The sequence below is a fragment of the Paenibacillus sp. FSL M8-0334 genome (genome assembly GCF_038000405.1).
Taxonomy (GTDB): Bacteria; Bacillota; Bacilli; order Paenibacillales; family Paenibacillaceae; genus Paenibacillus_AQ; species Paenibacillus_AQ campinasensis.
This window is the reverse complement of record NZ_JBBOCH010000002.1, coordinates 2,086,907-2,106,747: the sequence shown is the minus strand read 5'-3', so window position 1 is coordinate 2,106,747 and position 19,841 is coordinate 2,086,907. Positions and strand designations below refer to the sequence as shown.

Here is a 19,841-nt window from a genome sequence, read left to right as displayed (position 1 = left end):
GGGGTACGGCTAATGAACAAGTCCATTAACATCCAAGATACGTTCTTGAACCAACTGCGCAAAGAGAACATTCCGGCCACGGTATACCTGACAAACGGTTTTCAAATCCGTGGAACGATCAAGGCATTTGATAACTTTACGATCGTGATCGACAGCGATGGCCGTCAGCAAATGGTGTACAAGCATGCCATCTCCACGTTCATGCCGCAGCGCAATGTTTCCCTGATGCAGGATAACAGCAGCGAAGAATAAACCCGATCTGCTGATTGATTCCCTGGGTCCGAAACATACGGTTACAAAAGCATTTGAAACTTTTTCGTCTATAATTCGTTTAGTTGTATAAGGAGTGCAGAGAGCAACCTGAAAAGGTTGTTCTTTTCGTTCCGACGTCATCTGATGCGAACAGGTTCTAGTATATCCCGCAAGGGAGCAAGGAGGGGGACAAATGGCTGGAAAAGATAACGAGATGTCCAGGGTAAAGAAAAATAAACCAACACCCGCAGCTGGCAAAAAAACAGCCAAAAAGAAAAAAGGCAGAGGGAAGCGCATTGCATGGGCTTTGTTCTTCACAGCTGTATTTGCAATATTTTGTGCGCTGGCCGGCTATTTGTTCATCATGATCAGCGGCGAGAAGCTGCTGGAGCAAAATCAGGATAAATTGACGGCTTACGGAACTTCCAAAGTATATGACCGCAACGGTGTCCTTATGGGCGAACTGTCCATTCAGAAGAGCGACCCGGTTAAATATGAAGATATTCCCGAATTGCTGGTGGCGGCGTTTATCGCAACAGAGGACAAACGCTTCATTGAGCATAACGGGGTGGACATCTGGGCGATCGGACGGGCGGCCGTAAAGGATATTATGGCCCGCTCGATGGTCGAGGGCGGCAGCACGATCACCCAGCAGCTGGCGAAAAACATATTCCTCACGCGTGACAAGACATTCTTCCGGAAAGCGACGGAGATGTCGATCGCCTTGGCGCTTGAGCGGAATCATACCAAAGAAGAAATTTTGGAGATGTATTTGAATCGGATCAACTTCGGGGGTCCGTATTATGGCATTAAAGCGGCCTCCATTCGCTATTTTGGCAAATCCAATCTGGATGATCTGGAGCTATGGGAAATGGCGACACTGGCGGCTATGCCGAAGGGGCCTTCCCGCTACAATCCGCTCAAAAACCCGGACCTTTCCAAGGAGCGGCGTGCGGTTGTGCTGACGCTGATGGCGCAGCAGGGCTACATCTCGCAGGAAGAGGCGGAGGAAGCGAAGAAGGTGGACTATACGTACAAGCCGCCTGAAAGCAAGCAGCATTACACCGCCTTTATCGATTATGTGATGGAAGAAGCGGAGGAGAAGCTGAACTTAACCGAGGATGATCTGAACGTTGGCGGCTATCAAATCTATACAACGATGGATATGAACGCACAGCGTGCGGTCGAAGATGAGTTCAACAATCCGGCGAACTTTGAGGAAAGCCCGGATGATCAGCCCGTGCAGGGCTCCATGGTTATCATCAACCAGGAAACCGGCGGCATTGTGGCGATTTCCGGCGGCCGAGACTATATGCGGGGCGGATTCAACCGGGCGACGGACAGCCGCCGTCAGCCTGGCTCTTCCCTGAAGCCGATCGTTTCTTACGCGCCGGCGCTGGAGAGCGGAGAGTTCAGCAAGGATTCCAGGCTGAGCAACAAGCAGCAGTGCTTCGGCAACTATTGTCCGAGAAACCTACACGGTTATTCCGAGACGATCAGTATGTCGGATGCGATCCAGAACTCGGAGAACATTCCGGCGGTGTGGCTGCTGAATCATATCGGTGTGAAAACCGGCGTTAATTTTGCTCAGAAGCTCGGCATTCAAATGACCGAAAAGGATATGAACCTGTCGCTTGCCCTTGGCGGGATGAGTACAGGCACCAATACGTTTGAGATGGCCCAGGCGTTCAGTGCGTTTGCCAATGGAGGCCAGCTGAACGAAGCGTTTGCCATTAAGCAGATTAAAGACAGCAAAGGCAAAATCATTTACGAGAACAAGGGACGCAACGCCGAACGCGTCATGAGCGAATCAACAGCGATTCAGATGACGGAAATGATGCAGCGCGTCGTTCAGGACGGTACTGGACGCAATGCCCGAATCAGCAGGCCGGTAGCCGGTAAAACAGGCACCACGCAGAGTGGTTATGAAGGCATCAGCTCGAACCGTGACGTGTGGTTCGTCGGATATACGCCGGAGCTGACGGCAGCAATATGGATGGGTTATGATCAGCCCGATCGCCAGCATCTGCTGAAGCGAAGCAGTTCGATGTCCGCGGCGATGTGGGGTAAGATTATGGAGAAGGCGGTGCAGGGTTATGAAGCGAAATCATTCCCGAGCATGGAAGCCGAAACGCCTCCACCGGAGCAAAACCATGAGCTCGCCGCAGTAACCGGTCTGACGGGCTCGTATGATGAGCAGAGCCTCAGCGTCAAGCTGAGCTGGAACCCGGTTGAAGGAAACGGTATTATGTACCGCGTCTATCGCAAGGAAACGTCAGAGGCTGAATACAGACGGATTCTGGATGTGAGCGGAACCTCTATGGATGATATGAGCGCATTGGAAGGCCTGACATACGAGTATTATGTGACGGCCTATGATCCAGCTACAGATACCGAGTCCGAGCGTTCCAACATCGTGCAGATTGTCGCTGCCGGCGAACTGCCGCCGGAGGACCCGGAAGAACCGGATTCGGAGGAGATCATCGATCCTGACATCCCGGACGACGGGACCGGCGGGATTGAAGATCCGGGCATGATCGATAATCCTGGAAATCAGGGCGACCAAGGTCAAGGAGGCAGCCCGGATCAGAACCAAGGGCCGGGCCGTGGCAATGGAAACGGCGGCAATGGCAGTGGTCCAGGTCAGGGGAACGGTCCCGGCAGCAATGGTCCAGGTGCCGGAGACGGGGCCGGAGGATCCCCAGACGGCTCTGAGAACGGGGGCGACTCCAATACCGGTGAAGACACTGGTGACAGCGTATCGGAGCCGGAAGTGGAGACGGTACCCGGAACGGTAGTGACACCGGAACAGCCAACCGAACCGACCGACAATCCATGAATGAAGCGCGAGCAGCGGGGTGTCCCCCCTCTGGCTCGCGTTTTTTTCGGTTCATAGCCAGCCTGCGAAGGAAGGAATTTATAGAAAGGGCTTGCGGTTGGCCTGATGCGGTTGAGTAAATGACGGATTTTGAGTGTACAATCCAAATGTGGTAAGCTGAGAATACGATATGGGGAGGAAAAGTTCCATGAAACGTAAATTCGGAGATCGGGCAAATTGGCGCCGAATCACCCGTCGGCACTTCACTTCCCGTTATGTGGAATGTGAGCAATTCACAGGATATCTCACTTTATATACCATATATGGACTGAAGGAACCTTTATGGAAAACTTACGGCAGCCATACATACCGCATAGCGGATAAAGGTTACTCCTGGCTTCAGTACTATCCGAAGGACAGTCATTATATTGTGACCGCCATGTTTGATGACAAACGGAATATTATCCAGTGGTACATCGATATATGCAAGAAACAAGGCGTGACCGATCAAGGGGTTCCCTGGTTTGATGATCTGTACCTTGATGTCGTTGTCGTCAGCAACGGTGAGGTGTTCCTGCTGGATGAAGATGAATTGGAGGAAGCGCTGCAGCGAAATGATATCACCCGCGACGATTATCAATTGGCGAAGGCGACGGCGCGCAAGCTGCTGCGGGCGATTGATGCGCATGAATTCCCGTATTTCATGATGTCTCTTAAACATCGCAATCGGCTGTTTCATAACGGGGAATTTAGGAGGAAGAAATGATGGAACAGGATGTGTATCTGAGGCGCATGACCGCCGCGATCCAGAAAGGGCAGAAGCGGAAGAGGCGCCAGGGACGAAGCCGGCTTGGGCGCAGGCTTGTATTCGTCGGCATTGGCCTCCTGCTGCTGGGCGCCATGTGGACAGGTTACATCGTATGGAAAATCGAAAGCGCGGTTAGTGCGCCAGCGGAGCAGGCCGATGTCGGCATCATACTGGGCGCTTCCATGTGGGGAGAAGAGCCGAGCCCGGGTTTGCGCGAGAGACTGGAGCATGCTCTGGAGGAATACCGCCAGGGGCGGTTTGAGAGTTTCATCGTCAGCGGCGGTCTGGATGCCCCGGGTATGAAGTATACGGAGGCGGAAGGGATGCGCAACTATCTCGTGCAGGCTGGGGTGCCTGAAGAGCGGATCTATCTTGAAAATGAAGCGACAAGCACATATGAAAATCTGCTGTTCAGCCAACAGATCATGCAGGAGCAGGGCTGGGTAACAGCTCTGATTATGACCCATGACTACCACGGGTCAAGGGCGATGGAGATTGCTCGTGTGTTGGGGTATGAGGAGCCTACGATATCCTTGACGGAATCTACCGTCCTGCCGATGGCCAAGCATAAGTCGAGAGAGGTTCTTGCTTATACCAAATGGAAGATGGACAGAGCGCTTCTGGCGCTAGGCTGGCGATAAGGCGAAACTTCTAATATGCAGGCTGTCAATAGAATACATTGGAATAGATAGTCAGCCCTTTGGATAAAGAGGTGAGAGCAATGAACGGGCGTGCAACGGCCGCTGGCGGCCGGTCTGAAGGACGGCCATCGAGACAGATCAATGTCGTGCTCCGCAGCAGCGAACCGCCGCTGATCAGCAGCACGGCTCCCGAGCGCGAACCGGCTCCTTCCCCGAACGCCGTTTCACAGCACAGTCTATTCCAGGACATTCAGAAGGAACTGGACCAATTGGTTGGTCTGGAGCAGATTAAAGAGCTGGTATTTGAAATTTACGCTTTGCTTCAGATTGCCCGCATGCGCTCAGATGCCGGGCTCATCAGCGACGGACATGTATTCCATATGATTTTCAAGGGGAATCCCGGCACGGGCAAAACAACGGTGGCGCGCATCGTTGCCAAACTGTTTCAGAAGATGGGCGTGCTCAGCAAGGGCCATCTGGTCGAGGTGGAACGAGCCGATCTGGTCGGCGAATATATCGGGCATACAGCGCAAAAAACAAGGGATTTGGTAAAAAAGGCGCTGGGGGGAATCCTGTTTATTGATGAGGCTTACAGCCTGGCAAGAGGCGGGGAGAAAGATTTTGGCAAGGAAGCGATTGACACGCTTGTAAAGGCGATGGAGGACCATAAGAATCAATTTATTTTGATTTTGGCGGGGTATAGTGAAGAGATTGATTTTTTTATGAGCACGAACCCCGGGCTTCATTCCAGGTTTCCGATTCAGATGGATTTTCCGGATTACAATCTGGACCAGCTGATCCAAATTTCAGAACTGATGGCGAAGGAGCGGGATTATATTCTGATGCCGCAGTCGCTCGTCAAGCTGAAAGAACATTTGCAGAACGAACGGGAGAACGGGAGTCATTCGTTCAGCAATGCCCGCTACGTCCGCAATCTAATCGAGAAATCCATCCGAAATCAATCGGTGCGCTTGCTGAATCAGTACGTGACCGGGAATCCGGGTAAGCTGGAACTGATGACACTCAGGCCGGAAGACTTCAGGTTTAACGGAAAAATACCATGATTTATGACCATTCAGCGTTGATAATAAACTTACCGCCATACCGCGTGCCGCTCTGTGCAACAACGGCTCTCTTGCAAGCTTGCAAGGGAGAAGAGAGCTGATTCATAACCGCGCCCGCGGTTTGGTATGTTACAAGAGACTTTACAGGCAAAAAGGAGCAGGATACATGGCAAACAAGACACATGACACCGTATCAGCGCTTGAGGATAAAGCAATTCTGGTCAGTTTGGTGACCGATAGTGTGAAGCGTTCGGGCATTGATCCCGAGGAGTCTCTTCTGGAGCTTGTGCAGCTTGCCGAGACGGCAGGCGTGGAAGTGCTTGATGTGATTACTCAAAACCGGGAGACCCCGGATTCCAAATGGTTTATCGGTAAAGGCAAAGTGGAAGAGCTGCGCATGGCGATCGACGGCCTGGGCGCATCCACGGCGATCTTTGATCAGGAGCTCTCCGGCGCCCAGGTCCGCAACCTGGAGGAAGCGCTTGATGTGAAGATAATCGACCGCACGCAGTTGATTTTGGATATTTTCGCACAGCGGGCCAAAACACGGGAAGGGATTATCCAGGTCGAGCTGGCACAGCTCACCTATTTGCTTCCAAGACTGTCAGGTCACGGGAAGAATCTATCACGTCTCGGTGGAGGCATCGGGACGCGGGGACCTGGTGAGAGCAAGCTGGAGACCGATCGTCGGCATATCCGGGACCGGATCAGCGATTTGAAGCGTCAGCTTGACGAGGTGACTCGCCATCGCAAGCTGCACCGGGAGCGCCGGAAAAAGAGCGGTGCGATTCAGGTCGCGCTCGTTGGTTACACGAATGCAGGCAAGTCTACACTGCTCAACCGGTTAACCGCATCGGACGTTTATGTGGAGAATCAGCTGTTTGCGACGCTGGATCCGACATCGAGAGTGCTTGAGCTGCCGAGCGGCAAAGAAGTTGTGCTGACCGATACCGTCGGTTTCATTCAAAATCTGCCGCATGACCTGATCGCAGCTTTTCGGGCGACGCTGGAGGAGGCTAATGAAGCGGATCTGATTCTGCATGTGGTGGATGCATCCTCGACGATGCGGGAATCTCAAATGGACGTTGTGCAGTCGATTCTGGAGGATCTTGGCGCGGCCGAGAAGCCGCAGATCGTTCTGTTTAACAAAAAGGATGCGTGCCAACCTGAACAGCTGGAGATGCTGCCATCGGGGGATGGATACTTGAAGATTAGCGCTTATGATGAAGCCGATCTGAATACGGTCCGGGAAGTGATTCAGGACCGGCTGTCCGGAGGCAATGTCAGGTTCCGGATTCCGGCTGACCGCGGTGACCTGCATGCTGTCGTCTATCGTGTCGGGGACGTGCTGGAACAGTCATTCGACGAGAATGACCTGATCTATGAAGTGCGGATCAATACAGCGGATTACGAGAAATCCGGTTATCTGCTTGAAGATTTTATCGAGAAGTAAGGGATTGTAAGCATCAAGCCGCCCTGCTGGCGGAAGCTTAGGAGCAGGGCGGCATTCATTATTATTTCACGTGTTGACGGGGGAGAGAACAGCTGGTTATGGCAACATTTTCGGAGGAATTATTGCAACTGGGCCGCACTGTAGAAGAGAAGATCGCCGGGAAAGTGCGGGAGATCGATCACATCGTAGATACGAATCAATGGAAGGTGATCGAGGCGTTTCAGCGCCGTCAGGTCAGCGATTTTCATTTTTCCGGTTCCACGGGTTATGCTTATAATGACCGTGGCCGCGAAGTGCTGGATGAAGTATACGCGGACGTATTCGGGGCCGAATCGGCTCTGGTGCGTCCTCATTTTGCGTCGGGAACGCATACGATATCCACCGCGCTGTTCGGGGTGCTAAGGCCCGGCGATGAGCTGATCTACATTACGGGGCGTCCTTACGACACCCTGCACAAGGTGATCGGACAACCTGGAGATGGAACGGGATCGCTGCGTGACTTTGGCATCGGTTATGGCGAAGTTGCGCTAACAGCGGATGGAGAAGTGGATTGGGAGGCTGTTGAGGCAGCGGTCACCCCGGCTACGAAGGTGATCGGGATTCAGCGTTCTCGCGGATATGACTGGCGGGCTTCCTTTACCGTTCAACAGATCGGCGAAATGGTAGAGCGTATTCGGGCGATCCGTTCCGATCTGATCGTGTTTGTGGACAATTGCTATGGGGAGTTTACCGAGGAATTGGAGCCTACCCAAGTCGGTGTTGACCTGATGGCGGGCTCGCTTATTAAAAATCCGGGGGGCGGGCTGGCCGAGACCGGCGGTTATATTTGCGGCAAGGCACGTTATGTGGATCAGGCGGCCTATCGTCTGACAGCGCCGGGTATCGGGCGCGAGGTTGGAGCGATGCTCGGGACGACCCGAGGCATCTATCAGGGGTTGTTTATGGCTCCGTCCACGGTTGGACAAGCTATTAAAGGAAGTATTTTTGCTGCGGCGATGTTTGAGGAGGTGGGATTTCAGACGAAGCCAAGTTGGCAGGAATCGCGGACGGATCTCATTCAAGCTGTCTCATTTGCCAGTGCAGATCAGCTGATCTCATTTGTCCAGGGCATTCAGAAGGCGGCTGCGGTCGACAGTCATGTCGTTCCGGAACCATGGGATATGCCGGGTTACGAGCATCCGGTTATTATGGCAGCTGGAACATTCATTCAGGGCGGAAGCCTCGAGCTGTCTGCCGATGCCCCGATCAGAGCTCCGTATATCGGCTATATGCAGGGAGGTTTAACGTATTCCCATGTTAAATATGGGGTACTTATGGCACTTCAGAGTATGAAAGATTATAAACTTCTGTGAGTTAAGCTTACATGTGGTTGACGTGTCTGATTAGGAAATGTACAATAAGATCAGAATAGACCACTTGGAAGGTTGATGAGATATGGGTGATGAGATTCGCAGGAATATGGCGCTATTTCCAATCGGCATCGTAATGAAGCTAACGGATCTATCCGCCAGACAAATTCGTTATTATGAACAGCACAACTTGATTGTCCCTGCCCGTACTTCGGGCAACCAACGCCTGTTTTCCTTTAATGATGTTGAGCGCCTGCTGGAGATTAAGGCTTTAATCGAGAAGGGTGTCAATATCGCCGGGATCAAGCAGGTAATGAATCCTGTAACGAAAGAGTCGGAGGAGGCTACTGTCATTACGGCAGATACTGAGAATAAACGCCGTGAGATGTCAGAGTCCCAGCTACGCCGTTTGCTCAAGCAGGAATTGGTTACAGGCAAGCGGCCGGGTCAGGTTTCGTTGATTCAAGGTGAGCTATCCCGGTTCTTTAATAAATAAGGATTCGATGCTTATGGGTAGTAAAATTGTCATTTTTATAAGGGAGAGGATACAGTGAGCTACACTAAAGAGGACATTTTGCGCATTGCCAAAGAGGAAAATGTTCGGTTTATCCGTTTGCAATTTACCGATTTGCTGGGAACGATCAAGAACGTTGAGATTCCGATTAGCCAGCTGCCTAAAGCGCTTGACAATAAAATGATGTTTGACGGTTCGTCCATCGAAGGCTACGTGCGGATCGAGGAATCGGATATGTACCTGTATCCGGACCTGGATACATGGATGATCTTCCCTTGGGTGTCGGAAGTTCGTGTAGCGCGTCTGATCTGTGACGTGTACATGCCGGACGGAACGCCGTTTGCAGGCGATCCTCGCGGAATTCTGAAGAGATGCCTGAAGGAAGCGGAGGAGATGGGTTTCACTTCGATGAACGTGGGACCGGAACCGGAATTCTTCCTGTTCAAGACCGACGAGAAGGGCAATCCGACCACCGAGTTGAATGACCAAGGCGGATACTTCGACCTGGCTCCTACGGACCTTGGCGAGAACTGCCGTCGCGATATCGTGCTGACACTGGAAGAGATGGGCTTTGAGATCGAGGCGTCCCACCATGAGGTAGCTCCTGGCCAACACGAAATTGACTTTAAATATGCGGATGCCATCAAAGCGGCAGACCAGATCCAAACATTCAAACTCGTTGTTAAGACGATTGCTCGCAAGCATGGTCTGATTGCAACGTTCATGCCTAAACCGCTGTTCGGAATGAACGGATCGGGCATGCACTGCAACTTGTCTCTATTTAAAGGCGACCAGAACGCCTTTGTCGATGTGAATGATCCGCTCGGCCTGAGTGCAACAGCGCGTTATTACATGGCGGGAATTCTGAAGCATGCGCGTGCTTTTGCAGCGATCACGAACCCGACGGTCAACTCTTACAAGCGTCTGGTTCCTGGATATGAAGCGCCTTGCTACGTTGCCTGGTCCGCGAGTAACCGCAGTCCGATGATCCGGATTCCGGCATCCCGTGGCCTGAGCACTCGGATTGAGGTGCGCAACCCAGATCCGGCTGCGAACCCTTACCTGGCTTTGGCTGTTATGCTGAGAGCTGGACTGGACGGCATTAAGCGCGAGCTGTCGCTTCCGGCTCCGATCGACCGGAACATCTATGTGATGACCGAAGAAGAGCGCATTGAAGAAGGCATCCCTAGCTTGCCTGCAAGCCTGAAGGAAGCGCTGAGCGAGCTGATCCGCAGCGAAGTGATTTCTGAAGCGCTGGGCGATCACGCACTGGCTTACTTCTATGAGCTGAAAGAGATTGAATGGGATATGTACCGTACCCAAGTACATCAATGGGAACGCGATCAGTACATTACGATGTATTAATTTCAACATGTGCCCAAACCCCTTGCGCCGTCTGGTGCAAGGGGTTTTTGTATGGCTAGACGGATTAGCAAATGGTTGGCGAGCCGGACAGTATCCGATGGGTCGTCGCTGAAACGGGGCAAGGGCCGGCCAATTCCTAACCAAACAAGCATGCTAGAGAAAGGGACGAAAAGTTAAGAAGGAAGAAACGTGGGAAATGGATGCCGGGGCTTGGCGATGAACAATTTTATTTAGCAGTACAAAAAAACGAGGCTGTTCCCCGCAGGTTAGCGGGAAGCAGCCTCGATTTCATGTTCAGTGGCTTTCGATTAAATCAGTGTACGTCTCTGAACAGTCCAATGACCTTGCCAAGAATGGTAACATGATTCAGGCGCAGCGGCTCATAGGTTGGATTCTCCGGTTGGAGGCGAATGTGATCCTTTTCTTTGTAGAAGGTCTTAACAGTCGCTTCATCGTCCTCGGTCATCGCTACGACGATGTCTCCGTTATCAGCGGTCTGCTGCTGCCGGACGATGACATAGTCACCATTATAGATGCCTGCATCAATCATACTGTCCCCGACAACCGACAGCATGAACACTTTATCATCACCTACATAATGCTGAGGGAGAGGGAAGTAGTCTTCAATGTTCTCGGTAGCCGTGATCGGCACACCTGCGGTTACTTTCCCGACAACAGGAACTCTGGCGATCGTATGGGTGAACATATGGCTGGTCTCGGATTCCTCTTGCCCCAGCAGCTCGATTGCTCTTGGTTTCGTCGGGTCACGGCGGATTAAGCCCTTCTTCTCCAGGCGGTCCAGATGCCCGTGAACGGTAGAACTGGAAGCCAGTCCGACAGCTTCCCCGATTTCCCGGACGGATGGAGGGTAACCTTTGCTGCGAACCTCATTGCGGATAAACTCTAGTATCGCCAGTTGGCGGCTGGATATTTTCGACATGCCGTATCAACCCCACTTAGTAACGTTTGGTAAAATTATAACATAGAACCTCCGTTCGTACAAACATAAGTTCTAAAAAAATAATAGAACAAATGTTCCTTGAACCTATTGAATCAAACAGGTGTTCGTGTTATATTAAGAGCATAAGAGAACACCTGTTTGGGGAGATGATGTTTTCATGTTGAGATACAGTACATACCGGAGCATTTATGATACGGTTCCTGCACAGCAGGAGAGCGTAGCAGAGAGATGGATGAAGCGCGCAAGACAGCATATGTCGACGATTCCGGCGATCAAGATCGTTTTGCTTCTTTTTATTATTGTATCGGGATGGACAGGCGCTTATACGGTGTTTGCGGGCGGCGCGGACAAGCCGGTTCAAGCGGTCGAGTTTATTGTCCAACCTGGAGACTCACTGTGGAGCATCGCTTCTAGTCAGAAACCGAAGAATACAGATACACGTGTGTATCTTGAACATATACGGCGTTACAATGGGCTGAAGGGGACGGAGATTCAAGCAGGGGAAGTGTTGAAGCTGCCTGTATGGTAAGGCTCGTGACCTGTTTTATTTGGTTGCTCCTTGTCGATTAGAGAGATGATATCCTTGTTGTGATCGAGACGGGGGATTCATCAGTACACGCTGATCGCTCAATTAAAGCGTCATTCCTTTTATGATGCTTTAATTTATGATTATATGCTGATACAGAGCGATTTCTATATTGTACCGGACATCACGTCTTTTCCTCCATGATGTTGTTCCAGAGCTTGTTCGGGCTGCGCGCCTTGACAAGCTCTATTCGTCATGTTTAAGTTATAATGATATTGGGAATGGAGGAGAAGTTATGGATATCGATACATTGGTTGAACGCATTAATGTTTTAGCCCGTAAACAAAAAAACGAGGGCTTGACCGAAGAAGAGCTGAAGGAAAGAGCAGAGCTTCGGGAAATTTATCTTAACAATATTCGCAAAAACTTCAGGCAACAGCTGGAGTCCATCGAGTGGGTAGATGACAACGACCAAAAAGGTGGCCCTAGATTGAAGCATTAAATGTTATATACAGCCTGATCCATCCCGGTCCCGATATGCACAGCAGCGGTACCATGAGATGGTTAGGTTCTTTATTATATGGAAGATGCCTGTTCAGGAGGCAGTCACAATCCTGAAGAATGATCATCGCTTAACATTGGACATTATTTTGGGAGGTCATGTATGTCACGGTCGTGGGAAAGAAAAGTGAACAAAAATATGGCGCAGCTTAACAAGCAGCGGAAAAAGCAGGGGCTGTCAGGTTATCAAGGCTCGGGTACGGCAGGATCAGCGGATATTTTCAGAGGACGCAAGTATGTGCTTCCGATCATCTTGCTGGCATTAGCCGCATTGTATGCGTTGCTCGGCACTTTTACAACGGAAGAGGGCCAAAGCAACAGCGTGCTCAACTGGGTTGGCGTCAGCTTGTATATACTGCTTGCTGTTATGATCTTTCTGCGCAAGCCGTATCTCAAGGTTGAGAAAGCGGCAGTTTCCACCTTTAAATTCAACCGTGAGCGTCGTCTAAACGTCTCAGAAATTGAGAAAATTCTGATTGCTGACGGTTCCGTGGTTATTCAAGGCAAGGGACGCGGCGGCAACTGGGTATTTTCTCGCTTGATTAACCGATATGATACGAAGGCGATGGGCGAAAGACTTGAAGAGTTTGCCAAGGTACATCATATTCCGGTTGAACGCAGCTGATATCCGTTACAGGCTACTAGGGTGTTAATGAGGGGGAGAGATAATGGGGAAACTGGCGGTAGTGTTTGATCTGGACGATACGTTGTTGTGGGATGAGCGCAGTGTGGAAGAGGCGTTTGAGGCAACCTGCCGGACAGCGGCCGAGCATACCGGTGTGAATGCATCGGAACTGTTGGCTTCGGTCCGTGAAGAGGCCAGAGCGTTATATGAGTCATACGATACCTATGCATTTACCAAAATGATCGGCATTAATCCGTTTGAAGGTCTGTGGGCAAATTTCACCGCTGGCGAACAGCCGGAGTTCCGGCAGCTTCAGCAATTGGCGCCGGTCTACCGGAAAGAGTCCTGGCGCAGGGGGCTGCTGCGCTGCGGGATCGATGACGAGACATTGGCAGCTTCCTTGGCGGACCAGTTCGGCGCTGAGCGTAGAGCACGCCCTTATGTATATGAGGAGACCTATGAAGTGCTGAAATATTTGCAAGGCAAAGTGAAGCTGCTGCTGTTGACCAACGGCAGTCCGGACTTGCAGCAAGAGAAGCTGGATGGCGTGCCGGAGCTTTCCCCTTATTTTGATCACATTGTCATTTCGGGCAGCTTCGGCAAAGGGAAGCCGGATGTTTCCATTTTCACTCACGCTTTAGGGCTGCTCGGGATTGAGCCCCAGGATGCTGTGATGGTCGGGGACAAGCTGACTACCGACATTAAAGGCGGGAACGCAGCGGGAATGACTACGGTCTGGATCAATCGAACCGGCCGCCCTCATGATCCGGAGATTACCCCTGATTATGAAATCAAACATTTGACCGAGCTGTATGCGATTCTGTCCGAAGTATAGAATAGCATGGATGGCTCGGGGATATGATGAAACACCGAAATGGAAATAGGGAGGCTCGTGGAGCGGCTGTAAAGCCGCTTTACGGGCTTTTTTTATATAGCTCTGTGATGTTCGTCACACAATTGTAAGGGGAATGAGATAGAAAAAAAAGGAGATTACAATATAATAAGGAGAACGAAGTAAAATTAGCGCTAAGATGTCGGCATGGGGTGTCGGCGACGATTTGGCGGATGATATAACGAGGTGGACGTGTATGTCGAGGAAGAAGATGGCTTTATTTGCTGCGATGGTGTTGATGGCAGTCGCGCTTTCGGCTTGCAGTGATGGCGATGCCAAAGGCGTCGATGACGAGATGATGCTGGAGCCGATTCTCGTTGATCTTACCCTAAGTCCGGATACAATCCAGGTCGGCGAGACAGTGGCAATTCAGGCCAAGGTTACGCATGGCGGAGCTCCGGTTGAAGATGCGGACAAGGTAGAGTTCGAATTTGCGATGCAGGGCGGCGGCCTGCAGGTCACCGTACCTGTACAGCATGCGGGAGACGGGGTGTACCAGATGGACAAATCATTTGATCGTCCCGGTACATACCGTGTGATTTCGCATGTAACAGCCAGAGGCCAGCATTCGATGCCGCTCAAGGAGCTAACCGTATTGACATCCGATGAATAGACAAAAGGCAGTGCCTGAACCCTTCGTGAATCGGCGGGGCGGCACTGCCTTTCTCGTTGCGAACGCTTCTGTTCCATATGCCCGTATTCATGGACACAGGGTGAAGTGAAGCCGAATGTCGACTTATTTGAACTGTGGATCTGCTACAGGTGTAGCTACCCAGCCGTCTTTTTCAATGAAGAGACGAACGGCAATGATCTTCTTGTTGTCCATCAATGTGAAAAAGTGCGGTGTGTTCTCCGGAACGGAAATGACATCGCCAGGCTCAAGCTCGACGTTGAAGTAGCCGACCTCGTCCGAGCCTTTAATGATGAAAATCCCTTTGCCACCAACGATCGCGCGGATTTCATCCTCGGAGTGCGTATGGATCTCCTCAAATTTCTTGAGCAGCTCTTCCAAGTTCGGTGTGGATTCAGACAATGTGATAACGTCCCAAATTTTATAGCCGCGGCGTGCAGCCAGATCTTTAATCTCTTCATCATAGATGCTTAAGATGCGGTTCTTGTCCTCATCCGTCAGCTGAAAATTCTCACGCAGATCTGCCGGGAGTTTCTCCATGTTCCAGTGCTCGTAGACAACCTCTTGGCTGTTCAAGAATGCCCGGACATTATCTTCACCTGTGATGCGTTCGTTCGTATTTCGGATTACAATCTCTGCCATGTTCATATCCCTCTTTCTCCCGTTGGATTAATAAGTATTATAGCTCTCGTCACATGATTTGTCATCTGTTATAATGCAATTTAATCTTGCGTGATGCTAATCACGCGAAACCGGCTTCTTTTCTATTGAAAAATATTCTGCTACACTAAGATTTAACGTTTTCCGGGGAGGTCAGCAACTTGAATAAGCCTAGCTTGCAAGATGTGCTTAAAGAACGAATATTAATCCTTGACGGTGCGATGGGCACCATGATTCAGCAGGAGGATCTATCTCCCCAGGATTTCGGGGGGGAAGAGCTGGAAGGGTGTAATGAAACATTGGTCATTCATCGCCCCGATGTCATCCAGAGCATTCATGAAAAATATCTGGAGGCGGGTGCCGATCTTATCGAAACGAATACATTCGGCGCAACGTCGGTTGTTCTGGCCGAATATGATATACCCGAGCTTGCGCGCGAGATTAACCTGGAGGCGGCACGGCTTGCTCGTGCAGCCGTACAGAAGTACAGCACTCCGGAGCAACCCCGATATGTTGTCGGCGCGATGGGCCCGACCACGAAGACGTTATCCGTCACGGGTGGGGTGACATTCGCGGAGCTGGTAGCGAGCTATGAAGAGCAGGCAGTTGCTTTGATTGAAGGCGGCGTCGATGCACTGCTTCTGGAAACGTCCCAGGACACGCTGAACGTGAAAGCGGGGAGCATCGGGATTCGTCAAGCTTTTGACAAAACGGGCATTACCTTGCCTCTGATGATCTCCGGTACGATTGAACCGATGGGAACGACACTGGCCGGGCAAAATATCGAGGCTTTCTATATATCATTGGAGCATTTGAATCCGATCTCGATTGGCTTGAACTGTGCGACAGGCCCGGAATTTATGAGGGATCATATCCGCTCTCTGGCGGAAATGTCCAGCTGTGCAATCAGCTGTTATCCGAATGCCGGACTGCCGGATGAGAATGGGCAGTATCATGAATCACCGGAATCCCTCGCGCAGAAGCTGGCTGCCTTTGCCGAGAAGGGATGGCTGAATATCGCGGGCGGCTGCTGCGGCACAACGCCGGAGCACATCCGTGCGCTGAAGGAAGCGATGTTGCAATTCGCGCCACGGCCGCTCACCGGCACACATCTTCCGGCCCTGTCCGGGATTGAGCCGGTCTATATCGAGCAGGCCAATCGTCCGTACATGGTCGGCGAGAGAACAAATGTTCTTGGATCGCGCAAATTCAAGCGCCTCATCGCCGAGGGCAAATACGAAGAAGCCTCTGAAATTGCAAGAGCCCAGGTGAAAAACGGGGCCCATATTATCGATGTGTGCGTACAGGACCCAGACCGTGAAGAAGCCGAGGATATGCGACAGTTTCTGGAGCTGGTGGTCAAAAAGGTCAAAGTGCCGCTCATGATCGATACAACGGATCCGAATGTCATCGATCTTTCGCTGCAGTATTCGCAGGGCAAGGCGATCATTAACTCCATTAACCTTGAAGACGGGGAAGAGAAGTTTGAGAAGGTAACCCCGCTCATTCACAAGTACGGTGCAGCTGTCGTGGTGGGTACGATCGACGAGAGCGGACAGGCCATTCACCGCGACGACAAGCTGAAGGTGGCCAAGCGCTCCTATGACTTGCTCGTGAACAAATACGGCATTCCGCCGGAGGATATTATTTTTGATACGCTTGTATTCCCGGTCGGAACAGGGGACGAACAGTATATCGGATCAGCCAAGGAAACGATTGAAGGCATCCGGCTCATTAAAGAGGCGATGCCGAAGGTGCACACCATCCTCGGAATCAGCAACGTATCATTCGGCCTGCCGGAGGCCGGGCGTGAAGTGCTGAACTCGGTATATCTGTATGAATGCACCAAGGCCGGGCTTGATTACGCGATTGTCAATACAGAGAAGCTGGAACGTTATGCATCCATTCCGGAAGAGGAGCGGCGTCTTGCTGAGGAACTCATCTATCATACGAATGATGAGACGCTTGCTGCCTTCGTGGCGGCTTTCCGCAACAAAAAGGTGGAGAAGAAAGAGAAAATCTCCAACCTGAGCCTGGAGGAGCGCCTTGCTTCCTATGTTGTTGAGGGCTCAAAGGAAGGACTTATTCCCGATCTGGAGGAAGCGCTCAAAATCTACAGTCCGCTGGAGATTATCAATGGTCCGCTCATGGAGGGCATGTCCGAGGTGGGCCGGCTGTTCAACAACAATGAGCTGATTGTGGCCGAGGTGCTCCAGAGCGCCGAGGTGATGAAAGCTTCGGTTGCCTATCTGGAACCGTTTATGGAGAAAAATGAAACATCCGTCAAGGGCAAAATCATGCTCGCCACCGTCAAGGGCGACGTGCATGATATCGGCAAAAACCTGGTGGAGATCATTCTCTCCAACAATGGTTATCAGATTGTGAATCTGGGTATAAAAGTACCACCAGAGCAAATTATAGAGGCATACCGGCGGGAGAAGCCGGATGCGATCGGCCTGTCAGGCCTGCTCGTCAAATCGGCGCAGCAGATGGTGTTGACGGCTCAGGATTTGAAAAATGCCGGCATCAGCGTTCCGATCCTTGTCGGCGGTGCGGCACTGACCCGGAAGTTTACGAAAACCCGCATTCGCCCTGAATATGACGGCATGGTGCTGTATGCCAAGGACGCGATGGATGGCCTTGATCTGGCCAATCGTATCAGCGATCCGGTGCAGCGGGATCTGATCGTCAAGGAGATTCTGGCGGAGCAGGAAGCGGAAGCAGCCGCGCCTAAAGTGGAAAAAACGATGCCCAAGCTGACCCGGGCGGTGCGCTCCAACATTTCGCCGGATGCGCCGGTGTACTTGCCGCCGGATCTGGATCGTCACGTGCTGCGGAACTATCCGATTTCGCATATTTTACCGTATATTAATATGCAAATGCTTCTTGGGCATCATCTCGGCTTGAAAGGTTCAGTGGAGCAGCTGCTGAAGGCGAATGATCCCAAGGCGGTATCGCTGAAGGAGACGGTGGATAGCATATTGGAGGAAGCTGTCCAGACCGGTTCCATCCAGGCCCATGCGATGTATCGGTTCTTCCCGGCTCAATCGCGCGGGAATGACATCATCATTTATGATCCTGAGGATCTCACGAGGGTGCTGCACACCTTCACCTTCCCAAGGCAGCAGGTGGAGCCTTATCTGTGTCTAGCGGACTTCCTGAAATCCGTAGACAGCGGGGTGATGGATTACGTTGGCTTCCTGGTCGTGACAGCGGGCCATGGGGTCAGCAGGCTGGCCAGTGAGTGGAAGGATAAAGGGGATTATCTGCGTTCCCATGCGCTGCAGGCTGTGGCGCTGGAAACGGCCGAAGGGCTGGCTGAACGGGTTCACCATATGATGCGGGACATCTGGGGCTTCCCGGATCCGGCTGATATGACGATGAAGCAGCGGCTCGGTGCGCGATATCAAGGCATCCGGGTGTCATTCGGCTATCCGGCGTGTCCGGACCTGGAAGACCAGGGACCTCTGTTCAAGCTCATGCAGCCGGAGGATATTGGCGTTCAGCTGACCGAAGGGTTCATGATGGAGCCGGAGGCGTCCGTATCCGCGATGGTGTTCAGTCATCCGGAAGCCCATTATTTCAATGTAGACAAAACTTGATGATGATACATGCGTAGGCAAACTGGCAGAAATCCTCCGATGCTTCGGAGGATTTCTCAGGTTTCACGCCCGAAAGGGGAGAAGAGGTATGGAGCTCTATTTTCTAGGAACGAATGCGGGTATTCCGACGCTGCATCGCAACGTAACGAGTGTCGCGCTGCGGCTGTTTGAAGAGCGCAGAAGCCTGTGGCTGTTCGATTGCGGCGAAGGCACCCAGCATCAAATATTGAAATCATCGCTCAAGCTGTCCAAGCTTGAACACATTTACATAACCCATCTGCATGGCGATCACGTCTTCGGACTCCCCGGGCTGCTGTCCAGCCGCGGCGCACAGGGGATAACAGCTCCGCTGACCGTGTACGGTCCGCCAGGGATTCAGGCGTTCATTCAGACGTCGCTGGAGCTGAGCCAGTCGCGCGTGCCTTATGAGCTGAATATTGTGGAGCATACAGGCGGGGTTGTGTTTGAGGATGACGGCTTCCGCGTGGAGGCGGCTAAACTGGAACATCGCGCCGAATGCTATGGCTACCGAGTGATCGAAAAGGATCTGCCGGGAAGTTTGGACCTGAAGCGTCTGGAAACCTATGGCCTGAAGCCGGGACCGCTTTACGGAAGGCTGAAGCGCGGGGAGAGCGTGGAGCTGGAAGGGGGCGGATGGGTCCACCCGGCCGATGTGCTGCTGACACCGAAGAAAGGCCGCGTTGTAACGATCCTGGGGGATACCCGCCCATGCGCCGGCGTCCATCAGCTGGCTAAGGGCGCGGACCTGCTCGTACACGAAGCAACCTTCTCGGCGGAGCTGACCGAGCTGGCTAACGAATATTATCACAGCACGGCGGAGCAGGCGGCGAAGGCAGCGGCGGAAGCGGGGGTGCAGGAGCTGATATTGACTCATTTCAGTTCCCGATACAAAGATATGGAGCATCTGCAGCCGCTGTTGGAGGAAGCCCAGCAGATCTTTCCGAACACGAAGCTGGCGGAGGATTTTGGACTGTATCCGGTGCAGAGAAGATGCTCTGCAGGCGGCAATCCATAATTATTTCTCGGGAAAGCGCAGGAAATGACAAGAAGGCATCAGGAAGAGAAAGTGTTGGACAGTCTTCGATGTGATTCGACAGC

General features: G+C 52.0%; 18 protein-coding genes. 16 read left to right on the top strand and 2 right to left on the bottom strand.

Translation table 11 applies throughout. The annotated features are described in order from the left end of the window. Nucleotides 1-12 precede the first annotated feature (12 nt). The 9 genes from hfq (at nt 13) to glnA (ending at nt 10,264) form a co-directional block, all read left to right on the top strand. The gene (gene hfq, locus MKX64_RS23715) at nt 13-252 is read left to right on the top strand and encodes an RNA chaperone Hfq (protein ID WP_095263642.1); all 240 of its coding nucleotides are present in this window, start codon (nt 13-15) and stop codon (nt 250-252) included. Nucleotides 253-445: 193 nt separating this feature from the next. Continuing rightward, nucleotides 446-3,091: a transglycosylase domain-containing protein gene (locus tag MKX64_RS23710; protein ID WP_155617827.1), complete on the top strand. Its 2,646-nt coding sequence runs from the start codon at nt 446-448 to the stop codon at nt 3,089-3,091. A 187-nt stretch (nt 3,092-3,278) separates the two neighbouring features. Then, a complete protein-coding gene (locus tag MKX64_RS23705; protein ID WP_095398506.1) occupies nt 3,279-3,836 on the top strand; it encodes a DUF402 domain-containing protein in 558 nt (185 codons plus the stop codon). A gap of 134 nt (nt 3,837-3,970) precedes the next feature. After that, nucleotides 3,971-4,519: a YdcF family protein gene (locus MKX64_RS23700; protein WP_413773598.1), complete on the top strand. Its 549-nt coding sequence runs from the start codon at nt 3,971-3,973 to the stop codon at nt 4,517-4,519. A gap of 80 nt (nt 4,520-4,599) precedes the next feature. After that, nucleotides 4,600-5,583, top strand: coding sequence for an AAA family ATPase (locus MKX64_RS23695; protein WP_095263646.1), 984 nt, complete (start codon nt 4,600-4,602; stop codon nt 5,581-5,583). A 166-nt stretch (nt 5,584-5,749) separates the two neighbouring features. Then, nucleotides 5,750-7,036: a GTPase HflX gene (gene hflX / locus MKX64_RS23690; RefSeq protein ID WP_155617826.1), complete on the top strand. Its 1,287-nt coding sequence runs from the start codon at nt 5,750-5,752 to the stop codon at nt 7,034-7,036. 98 nt (nt 7,037-7,134) lie between these two features. After that, complete coding sequence (locus MKX64_RS23685; RefSeq protein ID WP_155617825.1) at nt 7,135-8,388, top strand: methionine gamma-lyase family protein; 1,254 nt, start codon at nt 7,135-7,137, stop codon at nt 8,386-8,388. Between the two features lie 82 nt (nt 8,389-8,470). Beyond that, a complete protein-coding gene (locus MKX64_RS23680; RefSeq protein ID WP_095263649.1) occupies nt 8,471-8,881 on the top strand; it encodes a MerR family transcriptional regulator in 411 nt (136 codons plus the stop codon). 54 nt (nt 8,882-8,935) lie between these two features. After that, nucleotides 8,936-10,264, top strand: a complete 1,329-nt coding sequence (gene glnA, locus MKX64_RS23675) for a type I glutamate--ammonia ligase (RefSeq protein ID WP_330163958.1) — start codon at nt 8,936-8,938, stop codon at nt 10,262-10,264. Nucleotides 10,265-10,577: 313 nt separating this feature from the next. Here the strand turns inward: glnA and lexA are convergent, their stop codons facing one another. Then, nucleotides 10,578-11,204 carry a transcriptional repressor LexA gene (lexA, locus tag MKX64_RS23670; protein WP_095263651.1) on the bottom strand — a complete coding sequence of 209 codons (627 nt, stop codon included), beginning with the start codon at nt 11,202-11,204 and terminating at the stop codon, nt 10,578-10,580. A 178-nt stretch (nt 11,205-11,382) separates the two neighbouring features. Here lexA and MKX64_RS23665 point away from each other — a divergent pair, with 178 nt between their 5' ends. From MKX64_RS23665 to MKX64_RS23645, 5 genes are all read left to right on the top strand, one after another. Continuing rightward, a complete protein-coding gene (locus MKX64_RS23665) occupies nt 11,383-11,754 on the top strand; it encodes a LysM peptidoglycan-binding domain-containing protein (RefSeq protein ID WP_341037664.1) in 372 nt (123 codons plus the stop codon). A gap of 292 nt (nt 11,755-12,046) precedes the next feature. Continuing rightward, nucleotides 12,047-12,253 (top strand): DUF896 domain-containing protein, encoded by a 207-nt coding sequence (locus MKX64_RS23660; protein WP_095263653.1) that lies wholly within the window; start codon nt 12,047-12,049, stop codon nt 12,251-12,253. Nucleotides 12,254-12,415: 162 nt separating this feature from the next. After that, nucleotides 12,416-12,937: a hypothetical protein gene (locus MKX64_RS23655; protein ID WP_095398502.1), complete on the top strand. Its 522-nt coding sequence runs from the start codon at nt 12,416-12,418 to the stop codon at nt 12,935-12,937. 43 nt (nt 12,938-12,980) lie between these two features. Further along, on the top strand, nt 12,981-13,772 hold the full coding sequence (locus MKX64_RS23650) for an HAD family hydrolase (protein ID WP_095263655.1): 792 nt from the start codon (nt 12,981-12,983) through the stop codon (nt 13,770-13,772). Nucleotides 13,773-14,025: 253 nt separating this feature from the next. After that, nucleotides 14,026-14,442, top strand: a complete 417-nt coding sequence (locus MKX64_RS23645; protein WP_095263656.1) for a FixH family protein — start codon at nt 14,026-14,028, stop codon at nt 14,440-14,442. A gap of 123 nt (nt 14,443-14,565) precedes the next feature. Here the strand turns inward: MKX64_RS23645 and MKX64_RS23640 are convergent, their stop codons facing one another. Next, the gene (locus MKX64_RS23640; RefSeq protein ID WP_095263662.1) at nt 14,566-15,102 is read right to left on the bottom strand and encodes a 1,2-dihydroxy-3-keto-5-methylthiopentene dioxygenase; all 537 of its coding nucleotides are present in this window, start codon (nt 15,100-15,102) and stop codon (nt 14,566-14,568) included. Nucleotides 15,103-15,281: 179 nt separating this feature from the next. Between MKX64_RS23640 and metH the strand changes: the two genes are divergently transcribed. After that, nucleotides 15,282-18,722 carry a methionine synthase gene (gene metH / locus MKX64_RS23635; RefSeq protein WP_155617824.1) on the top strand — a complete coding sequence of 1,147 codons (3,441 nt, stop codon included), beginning with the start codon at nt 15,282-15,284 and terminating at the stop codon, nt 18,720-18,722. 88 nt (nt 18,723-18,810) lie between these two features. Next, a complete protein-coding gene (gene rnz, locus MKX64_RS23630) occupies nt 18,811-19,758 on the top strand; it encodes a ribonuclease Z (RefSeq protein ID WP_155617823.1) in 948 nt (315 codons plus the stop codon). The last annotated feature ends 83 nt before the right edge of the window (nt 19,759-19,841 follow it).

Excerpts from the sequence above, each read along its gene's own strand:
- MKX64_RS23700 (WP_413773598.1), top strand. The coding sequence starts at position 3,971 with ATGTGGACAGGTTACATCGTATGGAAAATCGAAAGCGCGGTTAGTGCG.
- MKX64_RS23710 (WP_155617827.1), top strand. The coding sequence starts at position 446 with ATGGCTGGAAAAGATAACGAGATGTCCAGGGTAAAGAAAAATAAACCA.
- MKX64_RS23665 (WP_341037664.1), top strand. The coding sequence starts at position 11,383 with ATGTTGAGATACAGTACATACCGGAGCATTTATGATACGGTTCCTGCA.
- MKX64_RS23705 (WP_095398506.1), top strand. The coding sequence starts at position 3,279 with ATGAAACGTAAATTCGGAGATCGGGCAAATTGGCGCCGAATCACCCGT.
- MKX64_RS23650 (WP_095263655.1), top strand. The coding sequence starts at position 12,981 with ATGGGGAAACTGGCGGTAGTGTTTGATCTGGACGATACGTTGTTGTGG.
- MKX64_RS23645 (WP_095263656.1), top strand. The coding sequence starts at position 14,026 with ATGTCGAGGAAGAAGATGGCTTTATTTGCTGCGATGGTGTTGATGGCA.
- lexA (WP_095263651.1), bottom strand. The coding sequence starts at position 11,204 with ATGTCGAAAATATCCAGCCGCCAACTGGCGATACTAGAGTTTATCCGC.
- rnz (WP_155617823.1), top strand. The coding sequence starts at position 18,811 with ATGGAGCTCTATTTTCTAGGAACGAATGCGGGTATTCCGACGCTGCAT.
- MKX64_RS23685 (WP_155617825.1), top strand. The coding sequence starts at position 7,135 with ATGGCAACATTTTCGGAGGAATTATTGCAACTGGGCCGCACTGTAGAA.
- MKX64_RS23640 (WP_095263662.1), bottom strand. The coding sequence starts at position 15,102 with ATGGCAGAGATTGTAATCCGAAATACGAACGAACGCATCACAGGTGAA.
- MKX64_RS23660 (WP_095263653.1), top strand. The coding sequence starts at position 12,047 with ATGGATATCGATACATTGGTTGAACGCATTAATGTTTTAGCCCGTAAA.
- MKX64_RS23655 (WP_095398502.1), top strand. The coding sequence starts at position 12,416 with ATGTCACGGTCGTGGGAAAGAAAAGTGAACAAAAATATGGCGCAGCTT.
- MKX64_RS23695 (WP_095263646.1), top strand. The coding sequence starts at position 4,600 with ATGAACGGGCGTGCAACGGCCGCTGGCGGCCGGTCTGAAGGACGGCCA.
- MKX64_RS23680 (WP_095263649.1), top strand. The coding sequence starts at position 8,471 with ATGGGTGATGAGATTCGCAGGAATATGGCGCTATTTCCAATCGGCATC.
- hflX (WP_155617826.1), top strand. The coding sequence starts at position 5,750 with ATGGCAAACAAGACACATGACACCGTATCAGCGCTTGAGGATAAAGCA.
- hfq (WP_095263642.1), top strand. The coding sequence starts at position 13 with ATGAACAAGTCCATTAACATCCAAGATACGTTCTTGAACCAACTGCGC.